At 31.7% G+C, this 16,068-nt stretch carries 17 protein-coding genes and 1 pseudogene; 8 read left to right on the forward strand and 10 right to left on the reverse strand.

What is annotated here, in order from left to right:
• Positions 1–48 precede the first annotated feature (48 nt).
• The 3 genes and pseudogenes from B4L98_RS00290 to B4L98_RS00300 form a co-directional block, all read right to left on the reverse strand.
• A pseudogene (locus B4L98_RS00290) lies at positions 49–753 on the reverse strand (heme ABC transporter ATP-binding protein); the annotation flags it as partial.
• Positions 753–1,784, reverse strand: a complete 1,032-nt coding sequence (locus tag B4L98_RS00295; protein WP_291077246.1) for a FecCD family ABC transporter permease — start codon at positions 1,782–1,784, stop codon at positions 753–755. The gene B4L98_RS00295 and the pseudogene B4L98_RS00290, both read right to left, overlap by 1 nt.
• 16 nt (positions 1,785–1,800) lie before the next feature.
• Entirely contained in the window at positions 1,801–2,670 is an 870-nt protein-coding gene (locus B4L98_RS00300; protein WP_280062732.1) for a heme/hemin ABC transporter substrate-binding protein, read from the reverse strand.
• Between the two features lie 232 nt (positions 2,671–2,902).
• On the opposite strand from B4L98_RS00300, the gene B4L98_RS00305 reads away from it, so the two are divergent.
• Positions 2,903–3,628: a metallophosphoesterase family protein gene (locus tag B4L98_RS00305; protein WP_291077248.1), complete on the forward strand. Its 726-nt coding sequence runs from the start codon at positions 2,903–2,905 to the stop codon at positions 3,626–3,628.
• A gap of 229 nt (positions 3,629–3,857) precedes the next feature.
• Here the strand turns inward: B4L98_RS00305 and B4L98_RS00310 are convergent, their stop codons facing one another.
• Positions 3,858–4,418 carry a DUF4256 domain-containing protein gene (locus tag B4L98_RS00310; protein ID WP_280062729.1) on the reverse strand — a complete coding sequence of 187 codons (561 nt, stop codon included), beginning with the start codon at positions 4,416–4,418 and terminating at the stop codon, positions 3,858–3,860.
• A 228-nt stretch (positions 4,419–4,646) separates the two neighbouring features.
• On the opposite strand from B4L98_RS00310, the gene B4L98_RS00315 reads away from it, so the two are divergent.
• The 4 genes from B4L98_RS00315 to B4L98_RS00330 are packed head-to-tail and all read left to right on the forward strand — an operon-like array spanning position 4,647 to position 8,781.
• On the forward strand, positions 4,647–5,219 hold the full coding sequence (locus B4L98_RS00315) for a helix-turn-helix domain-containing protein (protein ID WP_280062728.1): 573 nt from the start codon (positions 4,647–4,649) through the stop codon (positions 5,217–5,219).
• Positions 5,220–5,229: 10 nt separating this feature from the next.
• A complete protein-coding gene (locus B4L98_RS00320; protein WP_280062727.1) occupies positions 5,230–6,054 on the forward strand; it encodes a DUF3347 domain-containing protein in 825 nt (274 codons plus the stop codon).
• 21 nt (positions 6,055–6,075) lie between these two features.
• Entirely contained in the window at positions 6,076–6,504 is a 429-nt protein-coding gene (locus tag B4L98_RS00325; RefSeq protein ID WP_409558219.1) for a hypothetical protein, read from the forward strand.
• Between the two features lie 12 nt (positions 6,505–6,516).
• Complete coding sequence (locus tag B4L98_RS00330; protein WP_291077250.1) at positions 6,517–8,781, forward strand: multicopper oxidase domain-containing protein; 2,265 nt, start codon at positions 6,517–6,519, stop codon at positions 8,779–8,781.
• 76 nt (positions 8,782–8,857) lie between these two features.
• Here the strand turns inward: B4L98_RS00330 and B4L98_RS00335 are convergent, their stop codons facing one another.
• From B4L98_RS00335 to B4L98_RS00345, 3 genes are read right to left on the reverse strand one after another with little or no spacing between them, the layout of a single operon-like run.
• The gene (locus B4L98_RS00335) at positions 8,858–9,436 is read right to left on the reverse strand and encodes a TlpA family protein disulfide reductase (RefSeq protein ID WP_280035899.1); all 579 of its coding nucleotides are present in this window, start codon (positions 9,434–9,436) and stop codon (positions 8,858–8,860) included.
• A gap of 2 nt (positions 9,437–9,438) precedes the next feature.
• Positions 9,439–10,413 (reverse strand): TQO small subunit DoxD, encoded by a 975-nt coding sequence (locus B4L98_RS00340; RefSeq protein ID WP_291077252.1) that lies wholly within the window; start codon positions 10,411–10,413, stop codon positions 9,439–9,441.
• A gap of 51 nt (positions 10,414–10,464) precedes the next feature.
• A complete protein-coding gene (locus B4L98_RS00345; protein ID WP_180906144.1) occupies positions 10,465–10,827 on the reverse strand; it encodes a hypothetical protein in 363 nt (120 codons plus the stop codon).
• Positions 10,828–10,912: 85 nt separating this feature from the next.
• On the opposite strand from B4L98_RS00345, the gene B4L98_RS00350 reads away from it, so the two are divergent.
• Genes B4L98_RS00350 through B4L98_RS00360 form a run of 3 tightly spaced genes read left to right on the forward strand, consistent with a single transcriptional unit; the run spans position 10,913 to position 13,561 of the window.
• Complete coding sequence (locus tag B4L98_RS00350) at positions 10,913–11,917, forward strand: FecCD family ABC transporter permease (RefSeq protein WP_291077253.1); 1,005 nt, start codon at positions 10,913–10,915, stop codon at positions 11,915–11,917.
• The gene (locus B4L98_RS00355) at positions 11,914–12,903 is read left to right on the forward strand and encodes an ABC transporter ATP-binding protein (RefSeq protein ID WP_280062725.1); all 990 of its coding nucleotides are present in this window, start codon (positions 11,914–11,916) and stop codon (positions 12,901–12,903) included. Before B4L98_RS00350 ends, B4L98_RS00355 begins: the two co-directional genes overlap by 4 nt.
• A complete protein-coding gene (locus B4L98_RS00360) occupies positions 12,872–13,561 on the forward strand; it encodes an SDR family NAD(P)-dependent oxidoreductase (protein WP_280062724.1) in 690 nt (229 codons plus the stop codon). The genes B4L98_RS00355 and B4L98_RS00360 overlap by 32 nt, the downstream gene beginning before the upstream one ends.
• A gap of 67 nt (positions 13,562–13,628) precedes the next feature.
• On the opposite strand, the gene B4L98_RS00365 is transcribed toward B4L98_RS00360, so the two are convergent.
• The 3 genes from B4L98_RS00365 to B4L98_RS00375 all read right to left on the reverse strand — a co-directional run bounded on the left by B4L98_RS00365 (position 13,629) and on the right by B4L98_RS00375 (position 16,048).
• Positions 13,629–14,240 carry a hypothetical protein gene (locus B4L98_RS00365; RefSeq protein WP_280062723.1) on the reverse strand — a complete coding sequence of 204 codons (612 nt, stop codon included), beginning with the start codon at positions 14,238–14,240 and terminating at the stop codon, positions 13,629–13,631.
• Positions 14,241–14,317: 77 nt separating this feature from the next.
• Positions 14,318–15,652: an MATE family efflux transporter gene (locus tag B4L98_RS00370; RefSeq protein WP_280062721.1), complete on the reverse strand. Its 1,335-nt coding sequence runs from the start codon at positions 15,650–15,652 to the stop codon at positions 14,318–14,320.
• 9 nt (positions 15,653–15,661) lie between these two features.
• A complete protein-coding gene (locus B4L98_RS00375; protein WP_280062720.1) occupies positions 15,662–16,048 on the reverse strand; it encodes a hypothetical protein in 387 nt (128 codons plus the stop codon).
• Between the last annotated feature and the right edge of the window lie 20 nt (positions 16,049–16,068).

Consider the following 16,068-nt stretch of genomic DNA (forward strand, 5'->3'; position numbering starts at 1 on the left):
TTTTTGGTCGATTGGATTTTTACAAATGGTACAAGGAAATCTATAAATTTTGGAAATGATTTCTGGTCGGAAAACCTTTTCTGGACTGTCTTGATAAACAATTTTTCCTTTGTTCATTAAGATCACTTCATCAGCAAACTGAGAAGCCAAATTAAGGTCGTGCATCACCAAAATTACTAAGTTTCCTTTTTGTTTAAAATCATTCAGAATTTCTAACAAATTAAATTGATGAGAAACGTCCAAATTATTCAAAGGTTCGTCTAATAATAGTAGTTTTTGATTGACTTCATTTTCCAATTGCACAAAAACGCGCGCCAAATGTACACGCTGTTTTTCGCCACCAGAAAGATGAATGTAATCCCTGTCTTTTAAATGATTGATATCGGTTTTGGTCATCCAATAATCAACCGCATTGATGTCTTGTTGTTGAGGTGAATTTTGGAAATATGGATAACGTCCCATTAGCACAACTTCCTTCACTGTTAGTGGAATATCAGTTGGTTGATGTTGCGAAAATTTAGCTTTATGTTGCGGTAAATCTTCTTTTTTCCAATTTTTTAAGGCAATGTCTTTTAGTCGAATTAGGTTAGCATTTGGTTCAATTTCATTCGCGATATAGCTCAATAAAGACGATTTTCCTGCACCGTTTGGTCCAACGATTGCAATCATTTTTCCTGCTTTTGCATCAAATGAAATCGTATCTAAAATCTTGAATGATTTGTGTTGATAATTAATATTTTCTACCTTTAACATTACAATGATTTTTTATAATTCATTAAAATTGAAATAAAAACTGGTGCGCCCATTAACGAAGTTAAAATTCCGATTGGAATTTCGGATGGAGCAACCAATGTTCGACTGATTGTATCTGCAACAATGACTAAAATTGCGCCTAAAAATGCAGATAAAGGAAGAATGATAACATAATTTGATTTGAAGATTAAGCGTAAAATATACGGAACGATTAATCCTACAAATCCTATTGTTCCTGTAAAAGAAACAATTGTTCCGACCAATAAAGCTGAAAAAACAATGATCTGTCTTTTCGTTTTTTCGACATTAATACCCAAATGTTCAGCATCTTTTTCGCCTAACATCATCGCGTTTAGTATTTTTCCTTTTCCAATTAAAAAGTAAAAACTTACACTAATCACGATTGTTAAAATTAAGATTTTGTCCCAGTTGGCACTCGCAATACTACCTAATGTCCAAAATGTTAGATTGCGTAATTCTTCTTCTGATGATAGATAGGTTAACAATCCGGTTGCAGATCCGCATAAAGCAGAAATGGCAACTCCGGCTAACAGTAAAATGGTGATATTTGTTTTTTGATGATGTGAAGAAATTTTATACACAAAAATTGTGGAACACATAGCGCCGACAAATGCCATCAAACTAAGCAATGAGTAATGGATAATTTCTGGAACAAAATCTTTGATATATCCTCCCAAAACAATTGTAATTGCAGCAAATAAAATACTTCCTGATGTTATTCCAATCAAGTCTGGAGAAGCCAACGGATTTTTGAAAATACCTTGTAGACAAGTTCCAGCAACCGCCAAACCAGCACCAACCAAAATAGACATAATAATACGTGGTAATCGTAAATCGAAAAGCACATAATAATCGCTGTCGTTGATGGCAGTTCTATTGGTAATCGCTTTATTGATGATGGATAGGATGGATTCGTTAAATTGATAAACACCCAGAAATAATGCAAGAATTGCAAGACCAAAGATGCTTAAGCTTAACAAAGAAAGATGTATTCTAATTTGCGGATACATATTGTTTTAGACTTTTTTATTTTTGAAGTAATTGATTTAATTGCGCTGCTGCTTGTCCGACACGTGGTCCAAATCCAGAAACCAATTGACCATCCATCGCGATGATTTTTTTGTTTTTTCCTGCATTTGTAGAAGCTACACCTTCTAATTTTAATACGCCGTCAACGCCACCAATACTTTCTAAGCCTTTGTCAAACATCAAAATATAATCAGGATTTGATTTTACAACCGCTTCTGGCGTTAATGGTTTGAAATCTTCAAATTCTGTAATGGCATTTTGTCCACCAGCAATTCCAATAATTTTTTCCATTGGTGTGTTTGTTCCAGCAACCATCAAGTTTCCTGCTCCACGAGCGTATATGAACAATACTTTTGGTTTTGTAGCTAAAGGTTTTACAGCTTTTAAATCTGTATCAATTTTAGTAGTAATAGCATCAAAATCTTGTTTATTTAGAGAAGTTGCAACCGTTTTTACTAACTTTTTCGTTCCTTCAACTGAATAATCTTGTTTGATAATTTCAGTTTGAATTCCAGCATTTTTTAGTTGTGCAATTTGTTCTGGATTCAAGTCTTTATCCGTTGCATATACTTTTGTTGGTTTCAAAGCCAATAAAGCCTCTATTGACAAAGAACGAGTATGTCCCAAATCTGTCGCTTTTTCCTTTACAGAAGCAGGGTAAGTACTTGTAACGTCAACACCAACAAGGTTATTTTCTTCTCCTAAATCAGCTAAAATTTCAGTAATCGCTCCATTTAAAGAAACAATTTTTTCGTTCGAAATCGTGTTCTCTGTTTTTACCTCTTCAGTCGATTCATTTTTAGCTTCTTTATTCGTGCAGCTTGCTAATAGAGCTAATATTGCAGTAGAAATAAATAGTTTTTTCATTATTATTTGTATTAAGTCTAAATTAAAATACAAATATTAGGAAAAAGATTTAGTTAGACAATATTTATTTAGAATAATTTAAAATAAATATATGCAATTAAAATTAATTGATCTGTAAATATTGTTTTAGAGATAAAAGTAATTTGATAATAATCATAGAATTGGAGAGAATAATTGTTTTTTAGTTTGTAATAAAAAATCTAAATTAGTTTTTTTAATGTGGGAAGAAATGATGAAGATTGCAATTATTAGTGACATTCATGGAAATTTATTGGCTTTGAATGAAGTTTTAAAGGATATTAAGGATAAGAATATCAATCAAATTTATTGTTTAGGAGATTTAGTTGATTTTGCACCTTGGAGTAATGAAGTTATTTCTTTTTTTATCAAGAATAAAATTCCATGTTTATTAGGAAATCACGATGACCGAATTGCTTTAGATTTACCTTTATTTCCGCTTTTACATCATGACGATATTGAAACTAAAAATAGATTTGAAGCAATTAATCATAGTAAAAGAACCATTAGTTTAGAACATAAAGAATGGTTAGGTAATTTGCCTTATCAACTTGAATTGGTATTTAAAACAGGGAATTCGTTTAAGAAAATATTACTTGTTCATGCAAGTTTAGAGACCAACGACCAATATGTTTATGAAACCGATGACAAGCAAATGATGTATTCTTTTTTGAAAGATAAAAATATAGATGCTTTGGTGATGGGGCATACGCATCAATCTTATATTCAACAGGTTTCGAATATTTTATTCATAAATAGTGGTTCTGTAGGCAGAAGCAAGGAAGATGATAGGAAAGCAACTTATACAATTCTAACTTTGGATGAGCAGAAGATTGAAGCTGAAATTGTCAAGGTTGATTATCTAATAGAAGAAGTCGCATCTGCTATTTATTCGAGTGATATTCCTGATTTTTATGGTGATTTTTTATTAAAGAAATAATCTTGGTTTTGATGCAATCAAGAATTTATAGAGGTGTCTTTTTTAAGAGGAATAATTAATTTGAAAATGAAGATGATAACTCCAATGATTTGAATAATGGAAGCTAAAAATAACATCAAATTTGCAGAAATAATAAAGTAAAAATGTGTGATTTTACACAAAATGCCAATAATAAATAGAATTGAACCACAAAGGAAAACAATTAATGGAAATGCAAATTTCATAGTTTTTAAACTTTTAAAATTCCTCTAAAACCACGAGCTGCATAATAAGATTGTGCGCCGTTGTGATAAATAAAAATAGTTCCGTAACGATAATCGCCAAATATAGCGCCGCCTAATTCTCTAATTTTTTCAGGAGTTTTTAACCAACTTGAGGTTTTTTGATCTACAATTTCTACAGCTTGCAACAAACGATATTCTTCTTCGGTCAATAATTCAATTTTCATACTTTTTGCAACATCTATCGCATTATTTTTTGGTTGATGCTCTTTGCGAGACGTCTGTCCTTCGTAATCATACGCTAAACTTCTACGATCTTTCGGACTTTCTGCCGAACAATCTACAATATAATACTCGTCTGTTTTATCCTCATAAAAAATAATATCAGGTTCACCACCAGTAATTTCCATTTGATGCAAACACCAAATTTTTTCAGGTTGATTAATGATACTTTCTTCTATTTTTTGCCAATCTAAATCTTGATGTCGATGCATATTTTTCTCAAAACGTTCTTTCAAAATCTGAATGCAGTTATTTTGTTCTATTGGAGTTAGTTCTTTTTTTGTCATAGAATTTATTGTTTTGAGAAATTATTTTTCTAACCAAATATATTCAAAAAACAGATGATTTTGGTAATTCATTTATAAAGAATAGGTTAATGAAAAATGAGTAATCTGAAAATTATATACATCATCTTGCAAATTGTATAATCTTTTGAGCTGAAGTTGTACGAAATTTGTAACATAAGATTTTGTAAATTTAAGTGAAATAAATCGCTCAAATTTGAAGAATATATTATGGAAAATACAAGTAAATTATTTATAAAAAATATGGTTTGTCATCGCTGTAAAGTAGTGGTTGGACGAATTTTGAAGATGAATAACATCGAAACAAATCATATCGAATTGGGAGAAGTTGAATTGAAAAATCCGATAAATTCTAATCAATTAGAATTGGTTCGAAATGAATTGGAAGAGGTTGGTTTTGAGTTGATTGATGATAAACGTAGCAAGTTGATTGAACAAATTAAAACATTGATTATTCAATTGGTTCATCAAGAAAATAACGAACTGAAAGTTAATTTATCTGATTATTTGAGCGAACAAACGAAGTTAGATTATAAATATATTTCGAATCTTTTTTCGGAAATGGAAGGGCAAACAATTGAGAAATATTTTATTCAACAAAAGATCGAAAAAGTCAAAGAATTAATGATTTATGATGAATTATCGTTGAGCGAAATTGCGTTTCAATTGAATTATTCGAGTGTAGCACATCTTAGTGCACAATTCAAAAAAGTAACTGGTTTAACGCCTTCTGTTTTCAAACAATTGAGCAAACATACGCGTCGACCAATTGATAAAATCTAAATTAAAAATCATGAAAAAATATAGTTTTTTAGTTATCGGAAGTTTTCTTGCTTTTGCTGTAAATGCACAGTTTAAAAATCAAGAAACCAAACAATTTCAAGTGAAAGGAAATTGTGCAAATGCAAAAGAATTAATTGAAAAAGCGGGAAATCAAGCTCGAATTTCGAAAGTAGATTTTGATGTAAACACACAAACAGCTTCGATTTCGTATAATAAATCAAAAACAAATTCGAACGAAATCTTGAAAAACATCGCGCTAGCAGGTTTTGATAATGCAGAGTATATGGCGCCTGATGAAGCTTATGCGAAATTGGAAAAAGATTGTCAATATTCTCGTGATAAAAAAATGGTGATGAATCATCAAGAAATGGATCATCCTAATCATAATCAAACTGAAACTTCTCAACAAAAAAATCAATTGTCGCACGTTTTTGATGCTTATTTTTCATTGAAAGATGCTTTTGTAAAAGCAAATGAAAGTGAAATCTCGAAACAAATTACTGTATTTTCTAAATCAATTTCTACTGTAGAAATGGGTAAACTTTCGCATGAATCGCATATGGTTTGGATGGAAGTTTTGAATGATTTAGAAGCAACTTCGAAACAATTATCTCAAGAAAAAAATATTGAAAAACAACGTTCAACTTTTGCAAAATTGTCACAACCAATGTACAAATTAGCTCAAAAAGCAAATCTTGGTTACACGGTTTATTATCAAAATTGTCCGATGTTTAATGGTGGTTCGAATTGGTTGAGTAAAGATTCAGATATCAAAAATCCTTTCTACGGAAATATGATGTTGACATGCGGAAGCACAGTTGAAACATTGAAATAATAATTAAAAAATAGAATGAAAATGAAGAATTTAAAGATAGTTTTAGGCGTTTCAATATTAAGTATTTTTGTATTAACATCTTGTCAAAATAAAACAGAAGAACCAGCAGTTACTGCTCACGAAGAACAGATGTCAGATATGATGCAACCTTCGCAAACAATGGCTTACAATGTAGGAGATAAAGTGCCGAATAAGCAAGTTTGTATGGTGAACAATGCCTATATGGGCAAAGATCAGTTTGAAGTTCCTTATGATGGAAAAACGTATTATGGATGTTGTAATATGTGTGTAGAAAGAATTCCGAATGATGAAACTGCGCGTAAAGCAAAAGATCCTTTTACAGGAAAGGAAATTGATAAAGCGAATGCGTATATCGTTTTGAAAGATCAACAAGGAAATGTTGATTATTTCGAAAATGAGGAGAATTATAAGAAGTTTAGTCAATTATAATCAATCATTCACATGAGGAAATTACTTTGTTTACTTTTTATTCCGTCGGTGATTGCTTTACAAGCACAAAAACGTGTGGAATACGATTTATATGTACGTGATACCATTGTTAATTTTTTAGGAAAAGAGAAAAGAGCGATTTCGGTAAATGGTCAAATTCCTATGCCAACTTTGGAGTTTACGGAAGGTGATACGGCTGTCATTCGTGTACATAATAAATTGAACGAAGATACTTCGTTGCATTGGCACGGCGTGTGGTTGCCAAATAAAGAAGATGGGGTTCCGATGTTGACACAAATGGGAATCAAACCTGGCGAAACGTACACGTATTCATTTCCGATTATTCAGAACGGAACGCATTGGTACCACAGTCATTCGGGGTATCAAGAACAAATTGGGATGTACGGTTCGATGATTTTGAAGAAACGCGAAAATGATCCCACTTTCCGAAAAGGAATTGATGATTTACCTACAATTCCTGTAATGTTGAGTGAATGGACAGATCTTAATCCAAAAAATATTCAGCGAATGTTGCATAATGCAAACGATTGGGCGGGAATCAAAAAAGGTTCAACGCAAAGTTATGCTGAAGCAATTCGAGAAGGGCATTTCAAAACAAAATTGACCAACGAATGGAAGCGTATGTTGGCAATGGATGTGAGCGATGTTTATTATGAAAAATTCTTGATAAATGCCCAGAATGAAAGTCAACTGAAACAATTCAAAGCAGGAGATAAAGTACGTTTACGAATTTCGAACGGTGGCGCATCAACTTATTTTTGGTTGCGTTATGCGGGAGGAAAAATTACGGTTGTAGCAAATGATGGAAACGACGTAGAACCTTTAGAAGTTGATCGTTTGATTATTGGCGTTTCCGAAACCTATGATGTCGTAGTTACAGTTCCCGAAGGTGGTTTATCGTACGAATTTCAAGCGACTTCTGAAGACAGAACGGGCTCGGCTTCGTTGTTCATTGGTGAAGGAAAGAAACAATTGATGGAACCACTTCCGAAATTGAAGTATTTTGAAGGAATGAAAATGATGAACGACATGATGAATATGGATGGAACAATGAACGATATGGGCATGAAAATGAGCTTGCAGCAAATGGACATGAATACCGTGATGTATCCTGAAATTTCTGGTGAAGCGAAAAAGAAATCTAAAAAATCAAAGAAAGATTCGGCAGAAAATCATCAAGAAATGAATCATTCGGAAATGGGAGAAATGGATCATTCTTCGCATGAAAATTTATCATCAAATATCACAACATTGAATTATGGAATGCTAAAATCACCTGAAAATACAACACTTCCGAAAGATGCTCCTGTAAAAGAATTACGTTTTGAATTAACGGGAAATATGAGTCGTTATGTATGGAGTATGGATAACAAAGTATTTTCAGAATCGGATAAAATTCCAGTCAAAAAAGGCGAAATTCTGCGTATTACTTTATACAACAATTCGATGATGCGTCATCCGATGCATTTACATGGTTTTGATTTTCGTGTCATCAACAAAAATGGTGAATATTCTCCGTTGAAAAATGTGTTGGATATTATGCCGATGGAAACAAATGTCATCGAATTTCAGGCAAATACAGAAGGTGATTGGTTTTTTCATTGCCATATTTTGTATCACATGATGGGCGGAATGAACCGCGTTTTTGAAGTTGGAGATTATCAAAATCCGAATTTACCAAACAAAAAACATGCGTATAAAATGTTACAAATGGAAAGTAATATGAAGCATGTAATGGCAGAAAATGATTTTGCAACAAATGGGTTAGATGGTATGTTGATGGTGCAAGATGCACGTTGGGCATTGACTTCGGAATGGAGTATAGGTTACAAACCAGAACACGGTTACGAGGTTGAAACACATTTGGGACGTTTTATAGATCGAAATCAATGGTTTCAGGTTTTTGTAGGATTTGATTGGAATCAACATAAAATGTTAGCGGAACACGGAAATATAGAAAAGAATATTTTTGGTCAAAAAACTGATCGAAACAAAGGATTATTCAGTGCAGGTTTTGTGTATAAATTACCAATGTTGATTGATTTTCAGACCGAAATTTATCATACAGGAAAAGTTCGTTTGCAATTTATGCGCGAAGATATTCCAATCTCAAAACGAGTTCGCGCTGGTTTTATGTGGAATACCGATAAAGAATATATGGGTGAATTGAGCTATATCTTAAACAGAAATATGCATATCAGAACTCATTACGATAGCGATATGGGATTTGGTGTAGGATTGCGATTGGTTTATTAGAAATATAAATAGTACAAAACAAAAAGCTTCGAGAATTTTCTCGAAGCTTTTTTATGTTTTTATAATTTTTAAAAGATTAATTCATTGCTTTTAATTCATTCAAGAAATCAACAATATCTTGTCCAGAATAATCCGCCATTCCCATTGTTGTATGTGCAATATTTCCTTTCTTGTCCAAAATAACAGTTGTTGGTAAAGAACCATTAAAAAACTCAGTTGGAATAGATGAATTTGGATAAACGACAGGCAACGATAATTTTTTACGTTCCATAAATTTTGCCACTTTATCACGTTTTCCTTCCACTTCAACCGTCAAAATAACGATGTCTTTGTCATCTTTTACTTTGTCATACAATTTTTGAATTGATGGCATTTCCGCAATACAAGGAGGACACCAAGTAGCCCAAAAATTCATGAAAACAACTTTACCTTTCAAATCTTCCATGTTGATTGCTTTTCCATCAGCATATACCATTTCGAACGTATAATTTGCTTCAGATTTTGGTTGAGTTGTTGGTTCAACTTTTTCTAATTTCGGTTCAAATAAGCCTAATTTCATTAAACCTTGTTGCATCATTGCTTTTGCTTCTGGCACAAAAAGTAAGACCAAAGCCAGCGCTCCTATAATAATTGTTGAGTAATTTCTTTTTAACATTGCTATAAATTTGTTATTGTTTGTTCCCATTGTAATCCGCTTATATCGGTTAAAACTACTTTGTGAATTTTGTCTGAAATATCAAAATTCAGATTTGCTTTCGCTCCCAAAGGTAACACCAAACTGTGTTTGTGCGGTGTAACTTTTGATACATAATAATTCGAAATTTGTTGTTTGTCCAAATTTGATAACTCTTTCATATCCAAACTTTCAATTATTTCATTTTGATGATTATGAAAATCGATTTGAATCAAAAAAGAGCCATAAACATCCGCGCCTTCTATTCGCATTACATCAAATGAAACCTTGTTTTGATGTTGTTTTAAATTTGAGATTTCTACTTTTGGTTTGACAGATTTATTGTGCAAAGTTCCGTAAACTCCACCATGAAAAACCTGATTTGTAAACAAAGTAACGAATAAAATAAAAAAACTAAAACCTATAAAATAAGGTCTATATTTTTGGAATGAAATCGAATTCCAATTATTTTCTTGTTGAATAAATTGGTTTTTATTGAAGAAATAATCCAACGAAATTTTTCCTGAACCAGCCTGAAATAGCGTAAAACCTCCAGCTAATCCTAAAACACCAATTTGCCATTCATCCAGACAAGTTGTACCAATCCAGCCGGAACCAAGTAAAATTCCCATTGCCAAAAAGAAAACGGCTATACTCATGATTCGTGTTTTGTAACCAAGCATTAAGAGTAAGCCTACAACGCCTTCTACAATGGTGAAAATCCACATATTCCAAAGCAACGCTTCAGGATTTTCGACTAAATATTGAATAAGTGGTTTGATGAAAAGGGCATTTGGTAAAAAATGATTGAATTTTTCGCCAATATAACCCGCAGCTTCTGGATCGAGTTTATTTTCTAAAATTAAACGCCTCCAAAAGGCAGAAAAGTACGTCCAACCAATGACTAAACGTAACGCCAATACAGCATTACCCATTGATAAAACAGATTTATTTTGCATGAATTTTTATATAAGTGATTGAATATTGTTGTCTAAATTAATTAAGGAAAATTAAGACATCAACGAATACTTCAATTGCTTATACAACAGATAAAAAGGTATTTTTGGTGATTGAATTTCATTCGAATCAATATCTTCTTCGATTAATGAAGAACGTGCTAACCCAATGAAATGAATAGATGAATCTGGTAAATCAAAATTCGGAACATCAAGATTTTTTGTCGATTTTTTAATCGTTTCAAACTTGACAACCGAACATGAATTCGAATGATTTTGATTAATTTTGACTTGAGAAGTTTTCGTTTGATGAACATTTTCTACGTCCAAAATCGTATGAATAGAAGCTTTAATGCTACATGGTGTAAGTAGCACAAAAATTGAAGAGATGATTAAAACGAAACTTCTAAAATTCATGGAACGAAACTAATCATTAATTTTCAATAAAAACCAATTCACAATTAAACTTTAAGAAATTATTAGAATTTCTATCTTTGTCTTGATGAAAGAAAAACCACTATTTTTTGTTTTAATAATTCTAACACTTTTACTTTTTGTTTTGAGTTTAAGTGTTGGAAAAGTCTCGATTTCTTTCATCGAAATTTTTAATGTGTTTTCTGGTCACTCAGACGAAATGTTGCATAATCTTGTTCTTAATTTTCGTTTACCAAAATCATTAACTGCTTTATTGGTCGGAATTTCGTTGCCAATTTCAGGTTTTTTAATGCAAGAATTATTCAAAAATCCGTTGGCAGAACCTTCTGTTTTGGGAATAACTTCGATGGCAAGTTTAGGCGTTGCGATTGTGATTTTTCTTTTTTCGATGATTGGTTTAGAAGAATTTCTTAATAATCCTTGGATTACAATTATAGCTTCATTTTTGGGCGCAATTGTTGCGTTGTTTTTGGTTATTTCATTATCATTTCGTGTCAAATCATCGGCATCTTTGGTGATTATAGGATTTATGATTGCAGGTTTAGCAGGCGCATTAATAGGCATGATGCAATATTTTGCTCCTTCCGATAAAATAAAAGCGTATTTAGTTTGGGGATTTGGCTCATTAAGCGGATTGTCTTGGGAACAATTAAGCGTTTTTGGTTTATTTGTTTTGAGTGGAATCATCATTTCATTATTTGCTTTACGTGGAATTACAGCCTTGTTATTGGGCGAAAAATATGCACAATCATTAGGAATTAATATCAAAAAATTACGTTTTACAATTTTAATTTCAACAGCTTTATTAACGGCTTCAGCAACGGCTTTTGCAGGTCCAATTAGTTTTATTGGATTGGCAGTTCCACATATTTGTAGAACATTGTTACGAACAGGTGATATGAAAATTTTGTACCGATGGATTTTCGTTTCAGGTATATTTTTCATGTTATTATTCTCGATTTTGACCGAAGTTTTTCCGTTCGGAACGTTACCGATTAATATCATTACCGCGTTGTTTGGAGCTCCAATTGTCATTAGTATTTTGTTGAATAATAAAAACGAAGTGCGATGAAAAATACCATTTTGAAATTAGAAAATCTTTCGGTTGGATATGGTTCAAAAGAAATTGTTTCAACCATAAATGCGAGTATAAATTCGAATGAATTAGTTGCTGTTTTAGGTAAAAATGGTGCAGGAAAATCAACGTTGATTAATTCGATTTTAGGTTTTCAGAAAACACTGAATGGAGAAATTTATTTAGAAAATAATTCGATCAAAAAATTATCTTCTCAAGAAATTGCGCAGCAAATTGCAGTTGTTTTACCACGTTTGTCGATTGTTCCAAAAATTAAAGTTTCGGAATTGGTTGCGATGGGACGTTTGCCTTATCACAAGGTTTTGAAAAAGATTTCTGAGGAAGAACAAAACCTAATTGATGAGGTTTTAGAATTGGTTGGAATTTCGAATTTGGCAAATCAATTTGCGAATGAAATCAGCGAAGGTCAATTGCAATTGGTGATGATTGCGCGCGCGTTGTGTCAAGATGCGAAATTGGTTATTTTGGATGAACCAACATCAAATTTAGATTTAGCGAATCAATATCGAATTTTCAATTTACTGAATGAGTTAAAATTGAAAACGGATAAATCATTTCTGATGATTACGCACGAAGTTGATTTTGCTTTAGAAAAAGCGGATAAAATTTGGTGGATTGAAAACGGAAATTTGTTTGAAAATATTCCAGAACAAATGGCTTTTGAACATCAAATTATTCAAAAATTATCCAACCAAAATTTAACGTATGATGAAAAAAATAATCGTTTTTCAACACAAAAATCATTTTCTAAAACGATTGGTGTAAAAGGAAATTCGGAATTGGCTTTTTGGGTAAAAAATGCCTTAATTCGAAATGGAATTTCTGTCGAAAATAATGCGGAAAATCATATTGAAATCACAGAAAATAACATCATCTTTGATGGAATAAAGTTTGAAACGATAGAAGAAATTGTAAATTTTGTACAACATTATGAAAAATATAATTGTAACGGGAGCGAGTAGAGGAATTGGTTTTGAATTGGCAAAACAACATTTGGAATTAGGAAATCGAGTGTTGACAGTCTCTCGAAATGTAGATAAATTGAAGGAATTAACAGCTTTTGCAAAAGAAAATCAATATCAGTTTATCGGTGTTGATTTGGCTAATTTTGATGAGATTTCAGAGGTTTTGAAAGCTGTGGAATCTTGGAATAAAGTAGATGTTTTGTACAATAATGCGGGAGTTTGTATCAACAAACCATTCATAGAAATGCAACAAGAGGATTTGTTAACTTCTTGGCAAATTAATTTTATAGCACCATACCGATTGATACAGGTTTTGATGCCAAAATTTGATACATCTTCTCATGTAGTTAATATTTCGACAATGGGAGCAGTACAAGGTTCGGTGAAATTTCCAGGTTTGTCTGTTTATTCGTCTTCAAAATCTGCAACGGTTAATTTGACTGAATTGTTGGCAGAAGAATTGAAAGATCATGGACCAAGAATAAACGCTGTGGCGTTGGGAGCGGTGCAAACAGAGATGTTGGAGGAAGCTTTTCCGGGCTATATTGCGCCTTTGCAACCAGATGAAATGGCCGAATATTTGGTCGATTTTGGATTGAATGGTTGGAAATATTTCAACGGAAAAATTCAACAAGCTTCTATTTCTACTCCTTAGGAAAAATAGAATTTAGATAAATAATAAAATCCAACTTTGTGAAAAGTTGGATTTTTTTTAATGCTATTTATTTAAAATTGATTGTAACTAAAAAATAATGTGGAATTTTGAAATGTTCGCCCAATTTTTCTGGTGCAATATCTGATTGAGCAACTTCACAATATGAACCTGAACCATCTGGATGAATTGTAGGAGTGAGAATAGCAAATACTGCATTTTTCTTATTTGGATTGATTGTTAATTCTTTTTTCTCTCCAAAAAAATCTTTTAAAGCATATTTATCTGAATCATTCATAAGATTGAAATATGATTTTTTTGTTCCAAAAAGATTACTCCTAATATATGTTTTAAGTTTTCCATCACTCATTTTGAAAAAGAATTTTAATGATAATGAGTTTGAATTAATCTTGAAATAATCAGATTCTGAAGAGTCAAAAAGTAACTTTTTAGTAGTTAATTTTCCATTTTTATATTCTTCAAGATTAATTTGATAATTCTTTCCGTTTAGTAAATCTCCTTCAAAATTTAAAGTTTCGATATAAATATTTTCAAAATCAATGATATCTTGAATTTCACCATTATCGCTTCCATATTTATACGTCATTTTTATTGTATTTTGACTGAAAGCAAAATTTGAAATTAAGAATAAAGAGAAAATAAATTTTAATAATTGCTTCATTTTTATAGTTTTAATGATATTCTATAATGACGCAAAAATTAAATAAATGTTGCATTTAATATAAAAGAAATTGATAATTAATACGATTCAAAAACTCGTTTTCTAAAAATATACATCAACGGAAAACTGCGTAAAAACATCCAAATTCCGAATGCAATCCAGATTCCATAAATATTTAAACCAAAGTAATCTGCAAGATAAATGGTTGGTAGAAAACCAAAAAATGTTGCGATAATTAAGTTGTTTCGCAAGAGTTTTGCATCGCCCATTCCCTTGAAAAATCCATCAAAAATATAAGCCAATGTGTTGATTGGTTGCATCAGTAAAACCATCCAAAATACCGAATTGAAAATGGTCAAAACATTTGGATCTTGATTGAAAATTTGCCCAATTTGATTATAAAAAATGAAACAAATAGCAATTAAAATACATGCAATTAAAACAGAATATTTAGAAATATTTTTGCTTAAAATCCAAAGTTTAGAATAATTTCGTTCGCCTTGTAATCGTCCTGCCATTGCATTTCCAGCGCCAGCATATCCATCGATAAAAAATGAAAAAAACAACCAAATATTCATCAAAATACTTTGAGCTGCGATATAATCTTTTCCATAATCGGTGGCATAAGAATTGGCAAGAAAAAATGCAACATTCAGTGAAGCTGTTCGCAAAATAAAATTGAAACTTAAGTTGACATATTTCTTAAAAAGTGGATGAATGGTTTTTCCTGGATTTAATCCAAATGAAGTTTTCGTGAAATAGTAGTAAAACGCCATAATTACCATAATCAATTGCGCAATTAAACTTGCATAAGCAGCGCCTTTAATATGATAAGCGGGGATTATCCCATTTACTCCAAAGATTAGAATATAGTCTAAAAAGACATGAACAAATGCAGCTGTTAAACTACATTTCATTGCCCAAACGGTGTTTTGCATTCCTCTAAATGCTCCAAAAAGAGTGAGCGAAATAAGTGTTAATGGAAAACCAAATGCTCTGATTTTGTAATAATCTACTGAAAATTGAAGAACCAAATCTTTTGCATTGTACAACTCGAATAGATTTTGTGCAAAAAAATACGTTGGAACAAAAATAAGTAAACTCAAAAATATATTGAAATACATCGCTTGCGGAACTAAAGTTTTGAGACTTTCCAATTTATTTGCTCCAAAACTTTGCGAAACCAAAGACGAAATAGAGGTTTTGGTTTGGGCAACAATCCAGATAATTCCTGAAAGAAAAGAACCAACTAAACCAGTAGCAGCAAGTGCTTCAACCGAATATTCTTTTACATTACCCACCATAGCAATATCGGTTAAGGTAATAAGAGATTCGGCAATTCCCGAAAAAATCGCAGGAATCGCTAATTGATTAATTTGTTTGAACGTAATTCTATCCGAAACCAAACTCATTTCGAAGAATTATTTTTTTATGCGTTTGTACGGAGGTTTGTTTTTGATGATTTGACTCAACATAAATAAGGTAGTTCCGACCAATGTAAAATAACCCAAAAGTGGCAAACCCGGAATGTGATAATTGTTGTATTTGAACATGAAAATACACGCTAAATATCCAGCAAAAATTAAATAATAAATTACTTTTTTGAATGATCCGTAAGTAAATTTTCCACGAATATATTCGATCAAATTCAAAAGAATTAAGAAGAAATAAAAACCGAAAAAGATGTAGCGCAATGGATTAATCGGACGATCGGTTGTTCTTATATTCACCATTAAATTGTAATTGTAAACACCGTTATAAATTAATAACAATAAGATAAGAACGATAATGATACGAAGTATTTTCATAAAGTATTTTTGCATTAAAA

Origin of the sequence: Empedobacter sp. UBA5528 (genome assembly GCF_002426075.1) — a bacterium.
Lineage (GTDB): Bacteria > Bacteroidota > Bacteroidia > Flavobacteriales > Weeksellaceae > Empedobacter > Empedobacter falsenii_B.